This is a genomic window from Peptoclostridium sp. AF21-18 (genome assembly GCF_003478825.1).
Taxonomy (GTDB): Bacteria; Bacillota; Clostridia; order Peptostreptococcales; family Peptostreptococcaceae; genus Peptacetobacter.
In genome coordinates, this window is the sequence record NZ_QUGE01000001.1 from 1 (window position 1) to 17182 (window position 17182).

Annotated in this window: 14 protein-coding genes; 2 read left to right on the plus strand and 12 right to left on the minus strand. The window is 30.2% G+C overall.

Annotated elements, in window-relative coordinates; all coding sequences use genetic code 11:
* A partial coding sequence (gene hflX / locus DWX74_RS00005; protein WP_118547951.1) for a GTPase HflX occupies positions 1 to 956 on the plus strand: 956 nt, incomplete at its 5' end.
* Between the two features lie 245 nt (positions 957 to 1201).
* Here hflX and hdhA read toward each other — a convergent pair.
* The 10 genes from hdhA to DWX74_RS00055 form a co-directional block, all read right to left on the minus strand.
* Positions 1202 to 1999 carry a 7alpha-hydroxysteroid dehydrogenase gene (hdhA, locus tag DWX74_RS00010; RefSeq protein ID WP_118547953.1) on the minus strand — a complete coding sequence of 266 codons (798 nt, stop codon included), beginning with the start codon at positions 1997 to 1999 and terminating at the stop codon, positions 1202 to 1204.
* A gap of 155 nt (positions 2000 to 2154) precedes the next feature.
* Positions 2155 to 4515 (minus strand): ferrous iron transport protein B, encoded by a 2361-nt coding sequence (feoB, locus tag DWX74_RS00015; RefSeq protein ID WP_118547955.1) that lies wholly within the window; start codon positions 4513 to 4515, stop codon positions 2155 to 2157.
* Between the two features lie 181 nt (positions 4516 to 4696).
* Positions 4697 to 5623, minus strand: coding sequence for a DUF4097 family beta strand repeat-containing protein (locus DWX74_RS00020; RefSeq protein ID WP_158573201.1), 927 nt, complete (start codon positions 5621 to 5623; stop codon positions 4697 to 4699).
* A 369-nt stretch (positions 5624 to 5992) separates the two neighbouring features.
* The gene (locus tag DWX74_RS00025; protein ID WP_118547959.1) at positions 5993 to 6415 is read right to left on the minus strand and encodes a flavodoxin; all 423 of its coding nucleotides are present in this window, start codon (positions 6413 to 6415) and stop codon (positions 5993 to 5995) included.
* Between the two features lie 64 nt (positions 6416 to 6479).
* Entirely contained in the window at positions 6480 to 7073 is a 594-nt protein-coding gene (locus DWX74_RS00030) for a DUF3793 family protein (RefSeq protein ID WP_118547961.1), read from the minus strand.
* Positions 7074 to 7355: 282 nt separating this feature from the next.
* The gene (moaA, locus tag DWX74_RS00035) at positions 7356 to 8312 is read right to left on the minus strand and encodes a GTP 3',8-cyclase MoaA (protein WP_118547963.1); all 957 of its coding nucleotides are present in this window, start codon (positions 8310 to 8312) and stop codon (positions 7356 to 7358) included.
* 171 nt (positions 8313 to 8483) lie between these two features.
* Positions 8484 to 9851: a GTP pyrophosphokinase gene (locus DWX74_RS00040; RefSeq protein ID WP_118547965.1), complete on the minus strand. Its 1368-nt coding sequence runs from the start codon at positions 9849 to 9851 to the stop codon at positions 8484 to 8486.
* A gap of 170 nt (positions 9852 to 10021) precedes the next feature.
* Positions 10022 to 10948 carry an alpha/beta hydrolase gene (locus DWX74_RS00045; protein WP_118547967.1) on the minus strand — a complete coding sequence of 309 codons (927 nt, stop codon included), beginning with the start codon at positions 10946 to 10948 and terminating at the stop codon, positions 10022 to 10024.
* Between the two features lie 30 nt (positions 10949 to 10978).
* A complete protein-coding gene (locus tag DWX74_RS00050; protein WP_118547969.1) occupies positions 10979 to 11926 on the minus strand; it encodes a peptidylprolyl isomerase in 948 nt (315 codons plus the stop codon).
* 12 nt (positions 11927 to 11938) lie between these two features.
* Positions 11939 to 12823 (minus strand): polysaccharide deacetylase family protein, encoded by an 885-nt coding sequence (locus DWX74_RS00055; protein WP_118547971.1) that lies wholly within the window; start codon positions 12821 to 12823, stop codon positions 11939 to 11941.
* A gap of 207 nt (positions 12824 to 13030) precedes the next feature.
* Between DWX74_RS00055 and DWX74_RS00060 the strand changes: the two genes are divergently transcribed.
* Positions 13031 to 13219 (plus strand): hypothetical protein, encoded by a 189-nt coding sequence (locus DWX74_RS00060; RefSeq protein WP_006440214.1) that lies wholly within the window; start codon positions 13031 to 13033, stop codon positions 13217 to 13219.
* A gap of 543 nt (positions 13220 to 13762) precedes the next feature.
* Here the strand turns inward: DWX74_RS00060 and DWX74_RS00065 are convergent.
* Together DWX74_RS00065 and DWX74_RS00070 are read right to left on the minus strand one after the other, a co-directional pair.
* On the minus strand, positions 13763 to 14224 hold the full coding sequence (locus DWX74_RS00065) for a MarR family winged helix-turn-helix transcriptional regulator (protein ID WP_118547973.1): 462 nt from the start codon (positions 14222 to 14224) through the stop codon (positions 13763 to 13765).
* 356 nt (positions 14225 to 14580) lie between these two features.
* On the minus strand, positions 14581 to 16863 hold the full coding sequence (locus DWX74_RS00070) for a bifunctional dihydroorotate dehydrogenase B NAD binding subunit/NADPH-dependent glutamate synthase (RefSeq protein ID WP_118547975.1): 2283 nt from the start codon (positions 16861 to 16863) through the stop codon (positions 14581 to 14583).
* Between the last annotated feature and the right edge of the window lie 319 nt (positions 16864 to 17182).

Genomic DNA, 17182 nt, shown 5'->3' on the forward strand with positions numbered 1-17182 from the left:
ATAGGACAGCTTTAATACTAGATATATTTGCAAATAGAGCAAAAACAAGAGAAGCTAAGTTGCAAGTAGAGGTTGCAAGACTTCAGTATGAACTTCCAAGGTTAATTGGTGCAAATGAAAACCTAGGTCGTCAAAGTGGTGGAGTTGGTACTAAAAATAGGGGAGCAGGAGAAACTAAGTTAGAACTAGACCGTAGACGTATAGAAGATAGAATAGCTAGTTTAAACAAGGAATTAGAAATACTGAAGTATCAAAGAAATACTCAAAAAAATAAAAGAAAAAAATCCAACATACCTAATGTAGCACTAGTAGGATATACTAATGCAGGTAAATCATCAGTTATGAATGTATTAGTTGAAAATTTTATCAATAAAGAAGATAAAAAAGTATTTGAAAAAAACATGCTATTTGCAACATTGGAGACTTATGTTAGAAATATTAAACTGCATAATAACAAATCTTTTTTACTGTATGATACAGTTGGATTTGTAGGCGATTTGCCTCATAACTTAGTTAAAGCTTTTAGATCGACACTGGAAGAGGTTTGCGATGCAGACTTATTAGTTCATATTATAGATATATCTAATCCTAATTATAAAAATCAGATAGATGTTACTAATGAAACATTAAGCCAAATAGGAGCTGATAATATTCCTATGATTTATGTATATAATAAGATTGATTTAATTGATTTAGATAAATTAGATAATAATAAAATATTAATTTCAGCTAAAAGAGATATAGGAATAGATAGATTAATAGAATCTATTTGTGAAAAAGTATTTGAAGATTATATAAGATTTAAGTTAAAAATTCCATATTCAGAAGGAAAGATGATATCTAATATAATGGAGAATGCAACTATCTTAGACTCTGAATATATAGAGGATGGAGTAATACTCAATATTGAATGTAGTGAAAAAGAGTATGTTCAATATAAACAATACATAATTTAGCATTAACTTAGATATATGATATAAAGTATATTACTATAGTTGAGAATTAATTAAATTACAAAATTAATATATTACGAACAATTTATAATAAGCTATAGAATTAACCACATCTTAGAATTCAATGTATTGAAAAGTCTAAGGTGTGGTTATTTTTATGATATACTTATCACGAAGAAAGCTAACATAGCCAAATAAAAAAAAGTTAGGCATTACTTAAAACGCCTAACCTTTCATTTTGTATTAAATTATCTTCTGCTCTTCATTTCTATCATATCGCCATATACTGGTGTAGGCATTCCAAATCCACCAGATACGTCAACAACCTGTCCTGTTGTAAATGCTCCATCATCACTAGCAAAGTATAATACTGTTCCTGCTATTTCTTCTGGAGTTGCCATTCTCTTTATAGGAGTATGTTTTAAGAAGAATTCTTTGAAATCATCACTTAAGTTATCGCTTACTGCATCAGTTGCTGTCATTCCTGGAAGTACAGCATTGCATCTTACGTTATCTCTAGCTGCATGAGTAGCTATTATTTTTGTTAAGTAGTTTATTGCTGCTTTACTTGTTCCGTAAGCTATCTGAGATATATCTGGGCGTATACCACCTACTGAAGATATATTTATTATGCTTCCTCCACCGTTTTTAGCCATATGAGGTATTACAGCCTGAGAAGTTATAAATACACTTGCTAAATTTAAATCTATAGTTTTTATAAATGTTTCATATTCAGTTGCTTTTATATCTAAGTCTTTTTTAGGATTAGATGTACCAAAGTTATTAACTAATACGTCTATTCTTCCTTCTTTTGCTATTACTTCATCTACCATAGTCTGATATGATTCTTTTTCTGTTGCATCATTATACACTATATCTACTTTGCATCCTTCAGCATTTAATCTATCAGCCACACCCTGAGCTCTTTCTAGATTTCTTGCACCCATGTATACTTTTGCTCCTTCTCTTGCAAATCTTTCTACACAAGCAAGACCTATACCTCTTGTTGATGCTGTTATAAGAACTACTTTACCTTCTAATCTCATTTTAAAGTCCTCCTTAAATTGAAGTTATAATTTTTCGTGAAATAAAATCACTCTCATCTACAATTATACCCACTCCAATTAAGAACTTAACGACAAATAATGACAAAATTAAAACAACCGAGATACCGTTTTCTATATATAATACAACAAATTTGTTAAATTATTAGTGTTAATATTCCATAAGTTGCAAATGCTACAATCCAAGCTAAAACGCACTGCCATACAACTACTCCAATTGCCCATTTTACACCTAATTCTCTTTTTATAGATGCTACTGCTGCAACACAAGGAGTGTATAATAGGCAGAATACTAATAATGATCCAGCTCCAGCAGTTGTAAGTGTTTTTAATAATGCATCTGTGCTTCCGAAAAGAACTGTTAATGATGATACAACACTTTCTTTAGCTAAGAATCCAGATATTAGAGATGTAGTTATTCTCCAATCCCCAAATCCTACTGGAGTAAATATTGGAGCCATCATTCCTGCTATGTGAGCAAGTATACTCTGTTGTGAGTCGGCTACCATGTTGAAATTGTAGTCGAAGTTCTGTAAGAACCATATAACCATTGTTGCTAAGAATATTACTGTAAATGCTCTCTGTAGGAAATCTTTTGATTTATCCCATAGTAAGTGCATTATGTTTTTAGCTGCAGGTAATCTGTAATTTGGAAGTTCCATAACAAAAGGAACTGCCTCGCCTTTAAACATTGTCTTTTTCATTAATAATGCCATTAATATTCCAAGAGCCATTCCAAGTACATAAAGTCCTATCATTACTAATGCTCCATTATCTGGGAAGAATATCGCTGTAAAGAATGCATATATCGGTAATTTAGCTGTACAGCTCATGAAAGGTGTTAATAGTATAGTTACCTTTCTATCTCTCTCTGAAGGCAATGTACGGCTCGCCATGACCCCAGGAACAGTACATCCAAAGCCTATTAACATAGGTACTATACTTCTTCCAGATAATCCTAGTTTTCTAAGAAGCTTATCCATTATAAATGCAACCCTAGCCATATATCCACTATCTTCTAAGATTGATAAGAAGAAGAATAGTGTAACTATTATAGGTAGGAAACTAAGCACTCCACCTACACCGTTGAATATACCCTCTATTATAAGTGAGTGTAGTGCATCATTTACATTAGAATTTTTAAGGAATTGATCTACAACCTCTGTCAAAGAAGCTATTCCCATTTCCAATAATCCCTGTAAGAAACTTCCTATTACATTAAATGTAAGCCAGAATATTATTCCCATTATTCCTATAAATATCGGTATTCCTGTATATTTTCCTGTTAGAAACTTGTCTATTTCCTTACTTCTAACTCTTTCCCTACTCTCTTTTGGTTTTATAACTGTAGCATCGCATACAGATAGTATAAATTCAAATCTCATCTTAGCTATAGACGCAGATGCATCTAGTCCTGTTTCTTCTTCTATCTGTTTTACAATGTCGTTTAATATTCTTTTTTCTGTATCTGAAAGCTCAAGTTCTTCTAAAATTCTATTATCGCCTTCAACAATTTTTGTCGCAGCAAATCTAACTGGTATATTTTTTTCTTCTGCGTGATCCTCTATTAAATGCATAACTGCATGTAATCCTCTGTGTAATTCCCCTTTTGGAGTACAGAAATCGTGTCTTAGAGGCTGTTCTTGGTATTTTGCAACGTGAACAGCGTGTCTAGTTAGCTCATCTATCCCTTCATTCTTAGCTGCTGAAATAGGGACAACTGGCACGCCTAGTAGCTCTTCTAAATCACTTACCAATACAGAACCGTCATTTTTCTTTAGCTCATCCATCATATTAAGAGCTACAACCATCGGTATATCTAATTCTAGTAGCTGCATTGTTAAGTATAAATTTCTTTCTATATTTGTAGCATCTAGTATATTTATTATTCCTTTAGGTCTATTATTTAATAAAAATTCCCTTGTTACTATTTCCTCGCTACTATATGGTGACATAGAGTATATTCCAGGTAAGTCTGTTATTAGAGTATTACTGTATCCTCTTATAACACCGTCTTTTCTATCTACTGTGACCCCTGGGAAGTTACCTACGTGCTGATTTGATCCTGTTAACTGGTTAAATAATGTTGTTTTACCACAATTCTGATTACCTACTAAGGCAAATGTAAGAACTTCCTCATCTGGAAGAGGATTTTCTGTTTTTTTATCGTGGTATTTTCCTTCTTCTCCATATCCTGGATGGTCTTTTTCTATATTAAGAAATTTCTTTATCTTCATATCTTCTAAATTTTCATCTTTTTTAGATTTATGATGATGATTTTCTACAATTTCTATTTTTTCTGCATCTGCTAGTCTTATTGTCAGCTCATATCCATGAATTTTTAGCTCTATTGGATCTCCCATCGGAGCGTATTTAACTACACTAACCTCTACTCCAGGAATTAATCCCATATCTAAAAAGTGTTGTCTTAGCTGTCCTTCTCCACCAACTGACACTATTTGGGCACTTTTCCCAATTGGTAAATCTTTTAATGTCATACTTCCATTTCCTTTCTAAATCTTTAACTTTTGTTGAATCTCTACTGCTATAATATATACCTTTTGAGAATTTTTTTCAACAAAAAAATCACACCTGTTACAGTGTGATTTTTAATCGGCAAGTGTGTATCCTTTTAATTAATTCTTTATTTTTACTTTATGGTTTTAATTTTTACTTTTTTTAGTTTTTATTTACAAGGTCTAAGCTTATATCTCCGTCAACTGTATACATTTCTAATGAATGTTTAGGATCTTTAGCTTTCCATACATAAGAACTATTGCTTGAGTATTCATCTTCTGAAGTACTTCCACCTAAGTTCTGTTTAACTACACCAGCTGTAGTATCTGCATTTATACTCATATGATCTAAATCTTCTTTCATAAATTTAGCACTTAAATCACCTGTTGATGATTCTAAGACAGTTTTTCCTTCAAATTTACTTTCTGTTGAGGTTATATTACCGTCAGATACTTCTACACCAGAATCTTTTATTAAACATCTAGTTAAATCTACATCACCTGAAGATAATTTTATTTTTAATTCTTTAGAATGTAAATCTTCAACAGTTATTTTCCCTGAAAGTAAGTCTATTTTTGTTTTCTTTAGTTCTGCTCCTTCTGGAACATATATTGTTATATTATTTTTAACTTCTTTTTTATCTGTTAATTCATCTTTATTTGCGTCGGCATTGTCTTTTTTATCTTTGTCTGTTTTTTCTGTTTTAGTATCTTTCTTTTCGAAGTCTCCTTCTTTATTTGGATCGTCTCTTCTCTTGTCTTTTATAACTAATTTATCCCCGTTATCGCCTTCTGTTTTATAGACAAGCGGATCCTTTCCATTTTCACCTTCAAAATTGTAAGACATATAGAATTTGTTGTCTTCTGATCTTTTTATATTTATATTTGCGTCTAATACATCAGCTTTGATTTCTTTTAAATCATTTAAAGCTATGTGGTCATCAGAATATTCTTTTAAGTCTTCAGTTTTTTCTTCTTTTTTTACACTAGGTTCGTCTGAGTGATCTTTCCCGAATTTATCTCTCATTCCATATCCTACAGCCCCTATAATACATATTGCACAAACTATTGCTACAGCTTTTTTATTCATAACTATCATCCCTTTTCAGTATAATTTTATGCTTGTTATTCAATACCCCTGTTTTAAAGCTATGTAAGTTATTATATTTCATATAGAAACTTTACTGCACAAGCTGCCGACACATTGAATATAACGCTCAAGCTATATATAGTCAACAAGGTTTCTTGTTTTATCATTTAATTCTCAAATAAAATACACACTAAATTCTAATAGCTTTTTGTATATAGTATTTATATTTTCTTTAAATATTTTAAATATATTTTTTATTTTCAATTTATATTTAAAAGTATAGTTTTTAACAAAAGAAAAAGCACCCTTTTTGAAGAGATTTTCTCTTATAGGGTGCTCATTTTTATGCTAGATATATTTTATTTTTTATTATATTGCTTTTACTAATTTATCTGCTAGTTCTTTTAATTCTTTTTCTTCAGCTACTGTAGGTGCCTCGTTACTTATTACTGTACCTAATACTTCAGCTCCAGCATTTGTCATTCTCTCAGCCCAAGTTTCCATCCATTCTCCAGATCCCCATCCATATGATCCAAATAGAGCAATTTTTTTGCCAGATAATCCAGCTTCTAACTCTTCAACAAATGGCTCCATTTCTCCTTCTTCTAGTTCTTCATTTCCCATAGATGGGCAACCTAGTGCAAATACTGTATCTTCTAGTAATGTATCTTTATCTATATCAGAAACGTTAAATAACGCCGCTTCATTTCCTACTTCTTTTATCCCTTCAGCTAACATATTAGCCATACTTTCTGTATTTCCTGTTCCACTCCAGTAAACAACTTTAACCATTTTTCTATTCCTCCTTTGAGTCGATAAATTTTTTATTTAGCTACATTCTATATATTCTTTTGATTTATGCAGCTCTTACAGCAAATTCTCTACATTCAGAGCAAATCTGATGTATCTGTCTGCCGTTTTCAATTTGTTCTACAAAATATTTCTTTATATCTTTATATATTTTAAATAGCTGAATTTTTTCTTCAGCATTTTTGTAGACTTTCCAATAGCCAGAGTATATATAATTTTTTCCATTATTTTCTATAAACCCGGAAACATCTTCTAGTGGATATCCAAGAACTATACCCATTTCATGAGGAAACTCAGCTCTTCCTTCTTTAAATCCAGTATATCTACCTGCTAATTTTTCAATAACTGAATTAACACTAAAATCTTCGTATCCATACTGCTTTATAAATTTTCTGTTTTCCTCATCTAAAAGTGCTTTTTCTAGTTTTTCTCTGTTAAAAATTATTGATACAGATTCTTTTGACCCAGTATACAATTTCATATGTTCTGCTCCAGTGTTTTTAAGTTCTTCTGATATACACCCTTCACAATGATTGCTATATATTAATAAGTTTGAAGGTTTTATACCCGATAACACTAGTGAACACTGTAAAGCTATATTTCCTTTTATACTGCATCTTAGACATGATATATTATTCATTTCTTTATTCTCCTCTCTGTATCAATTATTTCTATTTTGAATATTTATTATTTGTATTTTATTGATATTGATTATCGTTTTTATTTTCTATGTTTATTATATTACTACATGTCTAAAATTAAATCAACCTTTTATTTGATAATTAGTATCATTTATTTATCATTTTCTATTTTCTTTTATCAATAACTCCTACAATCCTTGATTTAACTAGACTTATTTTCATCTGAAAAATTATATTTTCGCATAAAAAAGACACCTACCTCTCGATAAGTGTCGTTTATTTTATTTATTAACTTTTAAATCATTTTTTACAAATTGTCTTTTTATAAGATCATTATGTCTTGGTTTTATCCATATCAGCTTTTGAATATTTTCATTAAATAAATACGGCTTATTCAAGTAAGGTTTTAGGTCTATTTCACTTTTTGAATGTATGCACAGCCTCATCATACCATCAGCTGTTACATTTATCTTGTTGCATTTATTACAAAAAGAACATTCTAAAGGTGTTATTACACCTATTCTTCCTTTTGATCCTTTTACCTTGTAATAGCTGGCTATGCTTCCTTTATCAGTGTTTTCTATTTTTCTTATACCTGGTAGCTCCTCTATTACTGATTTTATATCATAATGTCCTCTGTTATAGATAGCTTTTGCTTCTCCATAAGGCATAAACTCTATAAACCTCACATCTACTGGTATTCTCCTAGATATCTGTATAAAATCTATAATCTCATTATCATTGAAGTCATTTATAGCAACACAGTTTATCTTTACTTTCATACCTAATCTAAGACATGAATCTATCCCGGTTAATACCTCATTTAAGTTGCCATTTCTTGTTACAGCGTGGTATTTATACTGTTTTAGAGAATCTATACTCACATTTACACTTGTAAGCCCGCTATCTTTTAGTTTCTGTGCTATTCTAACAAGAGTTGTTCCATTTGTAGTTAGAGATATATCTCTTATGCCACAATCTCTCGCACATTTTATAAAATCTGGCAGGTTTGGATGTAATGTTGGCTCTCCTCCTCCACCTACAAATTTTATTTTTTTTATTCCATTTTCGGCAAATGCTTTTATTAAGAATTTTATATCGTCAGCGCTTAATGTATCGTTTATATAATCAGGTCTGTATTTTGTATCTGCTGATTTACAGTACACACATTGTAAATTGCATCTATCTGTTATAGCTATCTTTAGGTAGTCAACTACTCTACCGTATCTATCTAGCATTTATCCTCTATCCTAAGATCAATTTATAAATCTTATAGCAATTTTTCGATTTTCTAAATATATGCAATTTTTTTCGTACATTTCAATCAACACTTTATTTTTCATATTATTACACTCCTGATTATTTTCATTTTTTATTATCTTTTTCTTTTAAAATTATAACATATAATCCTAATCTAGGATATCTCTTAATTTTTCGCTGAATACTGATTCAAATTCTCCTATTTCATTTTCAAACTCTTCACAGCTATCGTAGTTTTCACATATGTATATTACTACATCGTCTGTTGTAGCTGCTATCTTATCCAATGTTTCTTTGTAAAGTATTTCTATTCCTGTTATCTCTTCAAAGAAATCACCTATTACATCGTATATATCGTCTATTATTTTGTTTCCTTCTTCTCTTCCAAATTTATCTTTTATTTCATTTCTAGCCTCTCCGCCTAAAACAGTATCTCTTATATAGTAGATAAAGTTTTCAAAGTCACCTGTATTGCTACAAGGCTCTATTTCAAATAGTATTCTAAAGAATAAATTCCATGGGAATTCTGTATTAAGTCTTTTTCTAAACATTGTACCAAGTCTTTCGCCAAATGCTCTTCTAAATACTGGCTCTCTTTCAAATTCTATTTCAGAGTTGAAATCTATATCCTTAGTCACTATCTGACCAAACATACTAAATTCACTAAGCATATATTCTGGTATTTTTTCCTCAGATTCTACCTTATCTAGAGAATAGCCTATTATAGTTTCACATGGTTTTTTGAAGTCAACTATAAATCCTATGCTCTGAAGCATTTTCTGTGAGAATATATCATATACAAACTTAGCAAATAGTTTTTCTATCTCACTTCTACTTATATCCCGATTGAATACATGGGGTGTGTGGAACGTTTTGTAAAGACTAAGAAGCTGTTTATCTATCATTGTAAGGCTTTGCTTTATAGTCTTCATCATATCCTTTATAAATCCATCCTGTAGAAGATATGTGTTGTTTTTGTATATTACTTTATGTTCTATTTCACCCCAGAATACATTTACCATTGATTTTATCTGCAATTCAAAGTTTATATTTCTGTTAAGTATTTTGTATATTCCGTCAATTTTATAGATTTCAAATCCATTTTTCTGTCTGCACGGCTGTTTTTCAGAAAGTTTTAACTGTATATTTTTATTCGATTTATTGTAGTAATATACTTTATCATCTGTTTTATTAAAATATCTTCTAATAGCTCTATAAACCTTGTTTTCCTCTTCAATAAATCTGCACTCTATTCTTATCCCTATTAAATCTGGTAAAAAGTCCATCATTTCTGACGCAGCATCAAATTTAACTAGGTATCTATTTCTAATTATCTTTTCTCTTAAACTAGATTCTGATTTGACTCTAGATGACATACTTATATATTCTTGTTCTTTTTCTTGAAGTATTTTTTCAAAGTATGTTTCTATCTCATCTGCTATGTCTAAAAGCATAGGAGTCATATCATCGAGTATATTTACGGCATTGTCTATAAATTCAAATTCCTTTAATCCCATTTTATATTCCTTTCGAGTTTAAAATTATTATTACTTATAATCTATATTATAATACTTTATGAGATGTAAATCTATGCAAAAAAATATTGCACCCAAACTATTTTAGCTGAGTGCAATATTTTACTTTTATATTGTTTAGTTTTTTATTCGTTTTTGAGATAATTTTTAACTTATTTTGTTCCAAGCCATTCTACAATGTCCTGCATTACCTCATCACGATTGATTTCATTTAATATTTCATGTCTAGCATCTTTATAAAGCTTCATTGAAACATCTTTTAAACCGTATTTTATATATCTATCGTACAGATTTTGTACACCTTTTCCATTTTTTCCAACTGGATCTTTTTCTCCAGATATTATTAAAACGGGTACGTGATTAGTTAATTTTAATAAATTTCTTTTGTCTTCAATATATTTTAGACCATTTATAAAATCTCTATAAAATCCAGTAGTACATATAAAGCCGCATTTTTCGTCGGCTATATATTTGTCTACCTCTTTTTCATCTCTAGAAAGCCAGTCAAAGTTTGTTCTAGGATTTTTAAATTGTCTATTATTTCCACCAAAAATCAATTTATCTAAGAATTTGCTTCTATGTCTATCTCCGTGTACTAGCTTTACACATGATATTACAGGCGTTGCTAGTTTTAAAACAGACCCAAAATCTCCGCAAGACCCTGAAAGAATTATCGCATTTACAGAATCAGCATAGTCTATAAGATATTTCTGTGCTGCAAATGAGCCCATACTATGTCCGAAAAGATATACTGGGACTCCTTGATTTTCAGCTTTTATTATGTCTGTGAGAATCTTCATATCCTTGACAAGTATATCAAAGCCATCACTTTCAGCAAGATATCCTAAATCATCAAGGCATTTTTCACTTTCCCCATGACCTCTATGATCATTTATATATACTATATATCCAGATTTTGTAAGCTTTTCTGCAAAACGTTCGTATCTTTTTGCATTTTCAGCCATTCCATGAGAGATTTGAACAATACCTTTTATCTTGTATTCGTCTTCATTTTCCCATCTAATAGCAGATATTTCTTTCCCATCCGCTCCTTCGAATCTGAATTCTCTACACTTCAAATTAATACACCTTCTTAATTATCTAACCCTTTATTTTACTTCAGCTTTTTCTACAAGCTGTTCTACATGTTTTATATATTTTTCATCTAATATTTTTTTCTTTATTTCTTCTTTACATTTATCTAATTCTTTTATTTCAGATTTTATATCGTTTATTTTTACTATTTCATAGCCGTTGTTAGTAGCTATTAATTTAGATACATCACCTTTTTTAAGCTTGAACACTTCTCTTGTAAATAATGCATCTTTTGCATCTTTAGTGAAGTAGCCTAAATCCCCACCTTTTTCACCAGTTTTTTTGTCATCAGAGTATTTTTTAGCAAGTGCTGCAAAATCTTCTCCTGAAGCTGCTCTTTTCTGAACTTCTTCAGCAGTTTTTTTGATTTCTTCTTTTTTCTCATCTGAAACTGCATTCTGGTTTCTATCTACTGTTGCAAATAATATGTGTGATGCGTCTACCATATCCTTTTTGAATTCTTCTCTATGTTTAGCATAGTAAGCACTTATTTCTGCATCTGATACAGTCTGCTTTTCATTAAATGCATCTCTGTATGCATTTATTACATTATCTTTAGCTATGAAGTTTTCTAATGCTTCTTCTGTAACTCCATTATCCTCTAAATCTTTTTTGAATTTTGGATTTTCTTTTAGAGCTTCTTTTAATTCTGATGTTCTACTATCATTATCTTCAGATTTTACAGTTATTCCATCAGCTATTGCCTGCTGATATACAACTTCACTATCTACAAGGAATGTAGCTGCATTTTTTTCTAATTCTTCCTCTTCTTCTTTAGACATATCTTCTGCGCCTTTTCCTGTTTTATATTCGTTTACAGATGTTATTATCGCTTTTGCAACTTTTAAATCATCTGCTGTTATTTCTGTATCGTTTACTTTGGCTACAGTTCCCTTTGAACAAGCTGTTAGAGAAAGAACCGCTACCATACCTAAAGCTATTGCTAATTTCTTTTTAAACATTTTTCTTCCTCCTTAGTTTAAACTTAAATTCTGTAACCAGAAGTTTTTAGGTTTTTCGTTCTGCCCTACTGCTGCAAATTCGTATCCATTGTCAGCATAGTATTTTACTAAAGCATCAAATGCTTCTAGTGTCTGTGGTTTTTCATGCATTAATATTATTACATTGTGACCATTTCCATAAGTTTTTACTACATTCATTATCTGAGCTGCGTTTCCTCTCCAGTCGTTTGTATCAACGTTCCAGTCCCAGATTTTATATCCAGCAGCCACCATATTGTCATATGAAGCCTGTGTAGTATATGGTTTACTACCAAACGGTATTCTTATTACTTTTGAAGTTTTTCCAGTTATGTCTGTATAAGTTTTAGAGCACTGGTCAAATTCTTTCTTAGCTGCATCTGGAGCTTTGTATAACTGTTTTACATCATGAGTTACACTGTGGAATCCAGCTGTACTTGTACTATTTGCTATGTTTTTAACTTGCTGTGGGTAAGCTTTCATATTTCCATTTATCATGAAGAATGTAGCTTTAGCGTTATATTTTTCAAGTATTTTTAACATCTGATCAGTATATTTTGATGGTCCATCATCTATTGTTATATATACTGTTTTTCCTGATGTTTTTTCTGGACCTTTTTCAGCCTCTTTTGAAGTATTTTCAACCATTTCTGTAAGTGTTGTAGTTGTTAAATCCGCGCTTCTTGGATTTGACTTGTCATACACATTATTACCAGCAAGTACATTGAATAGTACCGCACAAACTGCAACTATTAAAACTACTGCACCTATTATAATTATTCTCTGCTGCTGTTTTTTCTTTCTTTTCTTAGCAGCTTTTGCAGCTGACTTCTTTTTACTCTGAGAAGTCGATTTTTTTGTTTCTTTATTGTCTGTCATCTTTAATCCTCCTAAAAAATTACCAACAAATATTACTCAATCACACAACTTATTACATTATACTACAAAATCATCTTTATATGTATTAAACTAAACTTTTTTCACCAAATTGTAACTCTCTCATTTGAAAATTGGTAATTTAATTATAGAAATTAACTTTTTTTTGTAGTATAATTAACTTACATTATAAATATAGGGGATGATTTTATGTATCAGTATGACGATTATATTAACTTAGAAAATTCGTTAGATTTGCCTACCGAGATAAGAGGTAAGTGTGTTCGTGTTGTTAGCGTTTTAGAAAATCTCGAAGATATTGTGATTGTACATAAATTCAAACTTTATGTAGTAAATGAAAAGTATATAGTAGGAATAAATTCAGATTTAAATAGATAAACGTAAGTACATATTAATGTATTAAATTAAAACTAAATAGCTTTTAATCAGTACCGTTTTTTAACGGTACTTTTTTTATTTTATTCTATTTTTATAATTTTTTGTTATCAATTATATTAAAATACAATTTCTTTACTACTCATTTTTTTTAATGACATTAAAAAAGAGATTGTTACAATTTTGTAACAATCTCTTCCACTTCGCAATATACGAGTTCAATCAATTATATATTATTTTTTAATAATAATAAAACAATATTACCCTTATTAGTATTTACAAATATATAGTTTTATAAACACCAATACACGTAATCTTATTCTTTTTCTGCTTAAATTTACTCTATTAAGTTTTTCAAATCACAAAATTTCAAAATTTATATCTTGGGATTGACTTATTGTCAACCTATTAAGATTTTTAATAGTTTAAAACTATTACACTCATTTCTTCTCTCTAAAAATGACCCTATATTGAAATTTAATAAATCATTTGAGTAAACTCAGTTTTAAGTTTTTAACCTTAGTCTATATTTCTTAATATAAGTAATTATTTTCTTTTCTTCTTATATATTCTTTTTTTATAGTTTTCAGTTATTGTTGTTAATACTTTTTCATATACTTCTTTTTCTTCTTCATTTACACCTTCGTATATGATTTCGTATATTTTGTCCATTATTTCATAGTATTCATTTTTGTATTTGCATCCTTCTTCTGTTGGATAGAATAATACATTCTGAATATCTGTTCCCTGGGCCACTCTATATATTAGCCCCTGTTCTTCCATATTTGAAAGCATTATTGAAACTGTTGATTTTGCAAGATCTGTTTCCTGGCATATTCCACTGAATACAATTCCTTCTTCTTTATTCTTCCATAATACTTCAAGAACTCTGAATTTAGATATAGATATATTTTTTATTCCTTTTTCTCTTAAAAATGCATTAAATAATCTTTCCTGAGAAAAATGTATTCCTGCTGAATATCTTATAACATCTTCTTTTTTTAACATAGTTCTCTCCTTCCTTATCGAAAAACTTTAATCAATTTAAGTCAGTTATAGTCAAAGTGATGTAACCATATATCCCTAAGTTTAGCTTACCTTAAATTTAAAAAATTGTAAAGATTTTGTAACAATTTTTGTCCTTATTTTTTTAATTTTTTACAAATTAAATTTTTTTGCGCGTGCAAAATTTATTAAAACTATAACTTAACTATTATTATAGTCTTTTTGTGCATATTTTTAAAGCTGTCAACTACTTTTTATAAAAAAAATACAGTGATTATAAAAAACTAATCACTGTATTTTTATTCTAAATTAATAATTTTTTTGTATAATTTTTAATATCTAATATTTTACTTTATATATTATTTATTTGCATGTTTTTCTTTTAAGTATTTATCTATAGAAGCTGCTGCTGTTTTTCCAGCACCCATAGCAGATATTACTGTTGCAGCACCTGTTACTGCATCCCCACCTGCATATACACCTTCTTTAGAAGTCTGTTCATTTTCATTAACTACTATACATTTCTTTCTGTTTACATCTAGTCCTTTAGTTGTTGAAGATATTAATGGATTTGGTCTTGTTCCAAGAGCCATTATAACTGTATCTGCTTCCATTTCAAATTCAGAACCTGGTATTTCTATAGGTCTTCTTCTTCCTGATTCATCAGGTTCACCTAATTCCATCTTAACGCATACCATACCTCTTATAGAACCATCTTCATTTACTAATATTTCTTTTGGATTAGTTAATGTATGGAAGATTATTCCCTCTTCTTTAGCATGGTGTACTTCTTCTGCTCTTGCTGGAAGCTCTTTATCACTTCTTCTATATACTATAGAAGCTTCTGATCCTAGTCTAAGTGCAGTTCTAGCTGCGTCCATTGCAACGTTTCCTCCACCAACTATAGCCGCTTTCTTACCTATATTTATAGGAGTGTCGTAAGAATCATCGTAAGCTTTCATTAAGTTTACTCTTGTTAAGTATTCATTTGCAGAAAGAACACCGTTAGCATTTTCTCCTGGTATTCCCATAAATGTTGGAAGTCCTGCTCCTGAACCTATAAATATAGCTTCAAAGCCTTCATTTTCTATTAATTCATCTACTGTTATAGTTCTACCTATAACAACGTTAGTTTCTATTTTAACACCTAGTTTTTTGATGTTGTTTATTTCTGACTGAACAACTTTCTGTTTTGGAAGTCTGAATTCTGGTATTCCATAAGTTAAAACTCCACCAGCTTCATGGAACGCTTCGAATATTGTAACATCGTATCCTTTTTTAGCTAAGTCACCAGCACAAGCAAGACCTGAAGGTCCACTACCTACTACAGCAACTTTTATTCCATTAGCTTCTTCTTCTACACCAAAGCTAACTCCATTTTCTCTCGCCCAGTCACCAACAAATCTTTCTAGTTTTCCTATTGCTAATGGGTCATTTTTTATACCTACTACACACTGACCTTCACACTGGCTTTCCTGTGGACATACACGACCACAAACAGATGGAAGTGAACTTGATATAGATATTACTTTTGCAGCACCTTCTATATCTCCTTCTTTAACTTTAGAGATAAATGCTGGTATGTTTATTTTTACTGGACATCCTTTAACACATCTAGGATTCTTACAGTTTAGACATCTTTCAGCTTCTCTCATAGCTTCTTCTTTATTATATCCTAAACAAACTTCTTCAAAGTTTTTAGCTCTTTCTTTTGGATCCTGTTCTCTTACTGGAACTCTTATTGATTTTTTCTTATCTTCCTGACATCCACAACTACCATTGCTGTGAGTATCTCCTTCTTCCATTTTTAGTATAGCTCTACCTTCAGGAGTTTTGAACATTGTCTGTCTTCTCATAGCTTCGTCGAAATCTACAAGATGTCCGTCAAATTCTGGTCCGTCACAACAAGCAAATTTAACTTCATCGCCAACAGTAACACGACATGCACCACACATACCTGTACCATCAACCATTATAGTATTTAAACTAACTGTAGTCGGTATATTAAGTTCTTTAGTAAGCATACACATAAATTTCATCATTATCATTGGGCCGATAACTATTGCTCTAGTGTATTTTTTACCTTTATTATCTATTAAGTCTTTTAAACAATCTGTAACTCTTCCGTTAAATCCATAAGAGCCATCATCAGTAGACACATAAACATCTCTAGCTATTTTTTTCATTTCATCTTCTAATATTATAAGGTCTTTAGATCTAGCACCTATGATAACATCACAGTCTATACCATGTTCTTTTAACCATTTAACCTGTGGATAAACTGGAGCTGCTCCTACACCACCGGCCACGAATATGATATTTTCTTTTTTAAGTTCTTCTATATCTTCATATATAAATTCACTTGGATTTCCTAAAGGACCAACAAAGTCATTGACAAAATCGTTTTCCTCAATCTCGGCAAGTTTTATTGTTGATGCCCCAACAGTCTGTAGCACTATTTTAACTGTACCCTTTTCTTTATCATAGTCAGCTATTGTTAGAGGAACACGTTCACCCTTCTCATCTATTTTGATGATTATAAACTGACCAGGGTTTGCTGCCTTAGCAACTCTAGGAGCTTCAATTTCCATTGCAAAAATCTTGTCTGTTAAGCGTTCTTTTTTTACTATTCTAAAACTCATATCACATTCTCCTATCTTTATTAAAAGAGTAAAATTTATACCTTTTCATAAAATTCGTAAAATTTTATGAATTATAAATCTTCTAGTTCTTATTTTTAATTATACTATATTTTTGTTCATAATGATAGTAATTATATCTTGTCAATTTTTTAGATATTTATTTTTTTATATGTATTTATACGTTTTTTTAACAATCTATATTGCACACTTTTGATTTATTTTTTTCTGAAAATTCCATAAAACAATTGAAATCTAGGCATTTTTATGTGATAACTCAGTATTTATTTTCGTTAATTTTTTATTTTTCTTTCTATTTTAT

Coding starts and splice junctions, on each gene's coding strand:
- DWX74_RS00020 (WP_158573201.1), bottom strand. CDS start 5,623: ATGAATAAAAAAGCTGTAGCAATAGTTTGTGCAATATGTATTATAGGG.
- DWX74_RS00055 (WP_118547971.1), bottom strand. CDS start 12,823: ATGACAGACAATAAAGAAACAAAAAAATCGACTTCTCAGAGTAAAAAG.
- DWX74_RS00040 (WP_118547965.1), bottom strand. CDS start 9,851: ATGGGATTAAAGGAATTTGAATTTATAGACAATGCCGTAAATATACTC.
- DWX74_RS00065 (WP_118547973.1), bottom strand. CDS start 14,224: ATGTTAAAAAAAGAAGATGTTATAAGATATTCAGCAGGAATACATTTT.
- DWX74_RS00030 (WP_118547961.1), bottom strand. CDS start 7,073: ATGAATAATATATCATGTCTAAGATGCAGTATAAAAGGAAATATAGCT.
- moaA (WP_118547963.1), bottom strand. CDS start 8,312: ATGCTAGATAGATACGGTAGAGTAGTTGACTACCTAAAGATAGCTATA.
- DWX74_RS00025 (WP_118547959.1), bottom strand. CDS start 6,415: ATGGTTAAAGTTGTTTACTGGAGTGGAACAGGAAATACAGAAAGTATG.
- DWX74_RS00070 (WP_118547975.1), bottom strand. CDS start 16,863: ATGAGTTTTAGAATAGTAAAAAAAGAACGCTTAACAGACAAGATTTTT.
- DWX74_RS00050 (WP_118547969.1), bottom strand. CDS start 11,926: ATGTTTAAAAAGAAATTAGCAATAGCTTTAGGTATGGTAGCGGTTCTT.
- feoB (WP_118547955.1), bottom strand. CDS start 4,515: ATGACATTAAAAGATTTACCAATTGGGAAAAGTGCCCAAATAGTGTCA.
- hdhA (WP_118547953.1), bottom strand. CDS start 1,999: ATGAGATTAGAAGGTAAAGTAGTTCTTATAACAGCATCAACAAGAGGT.
- DWX74_RS00060 (WP_006440214.1), top strand. CDS start 13,031: ATGTATCAGTATGACGATTATATTAACTTAGAAAATTCGTTAGATTTG.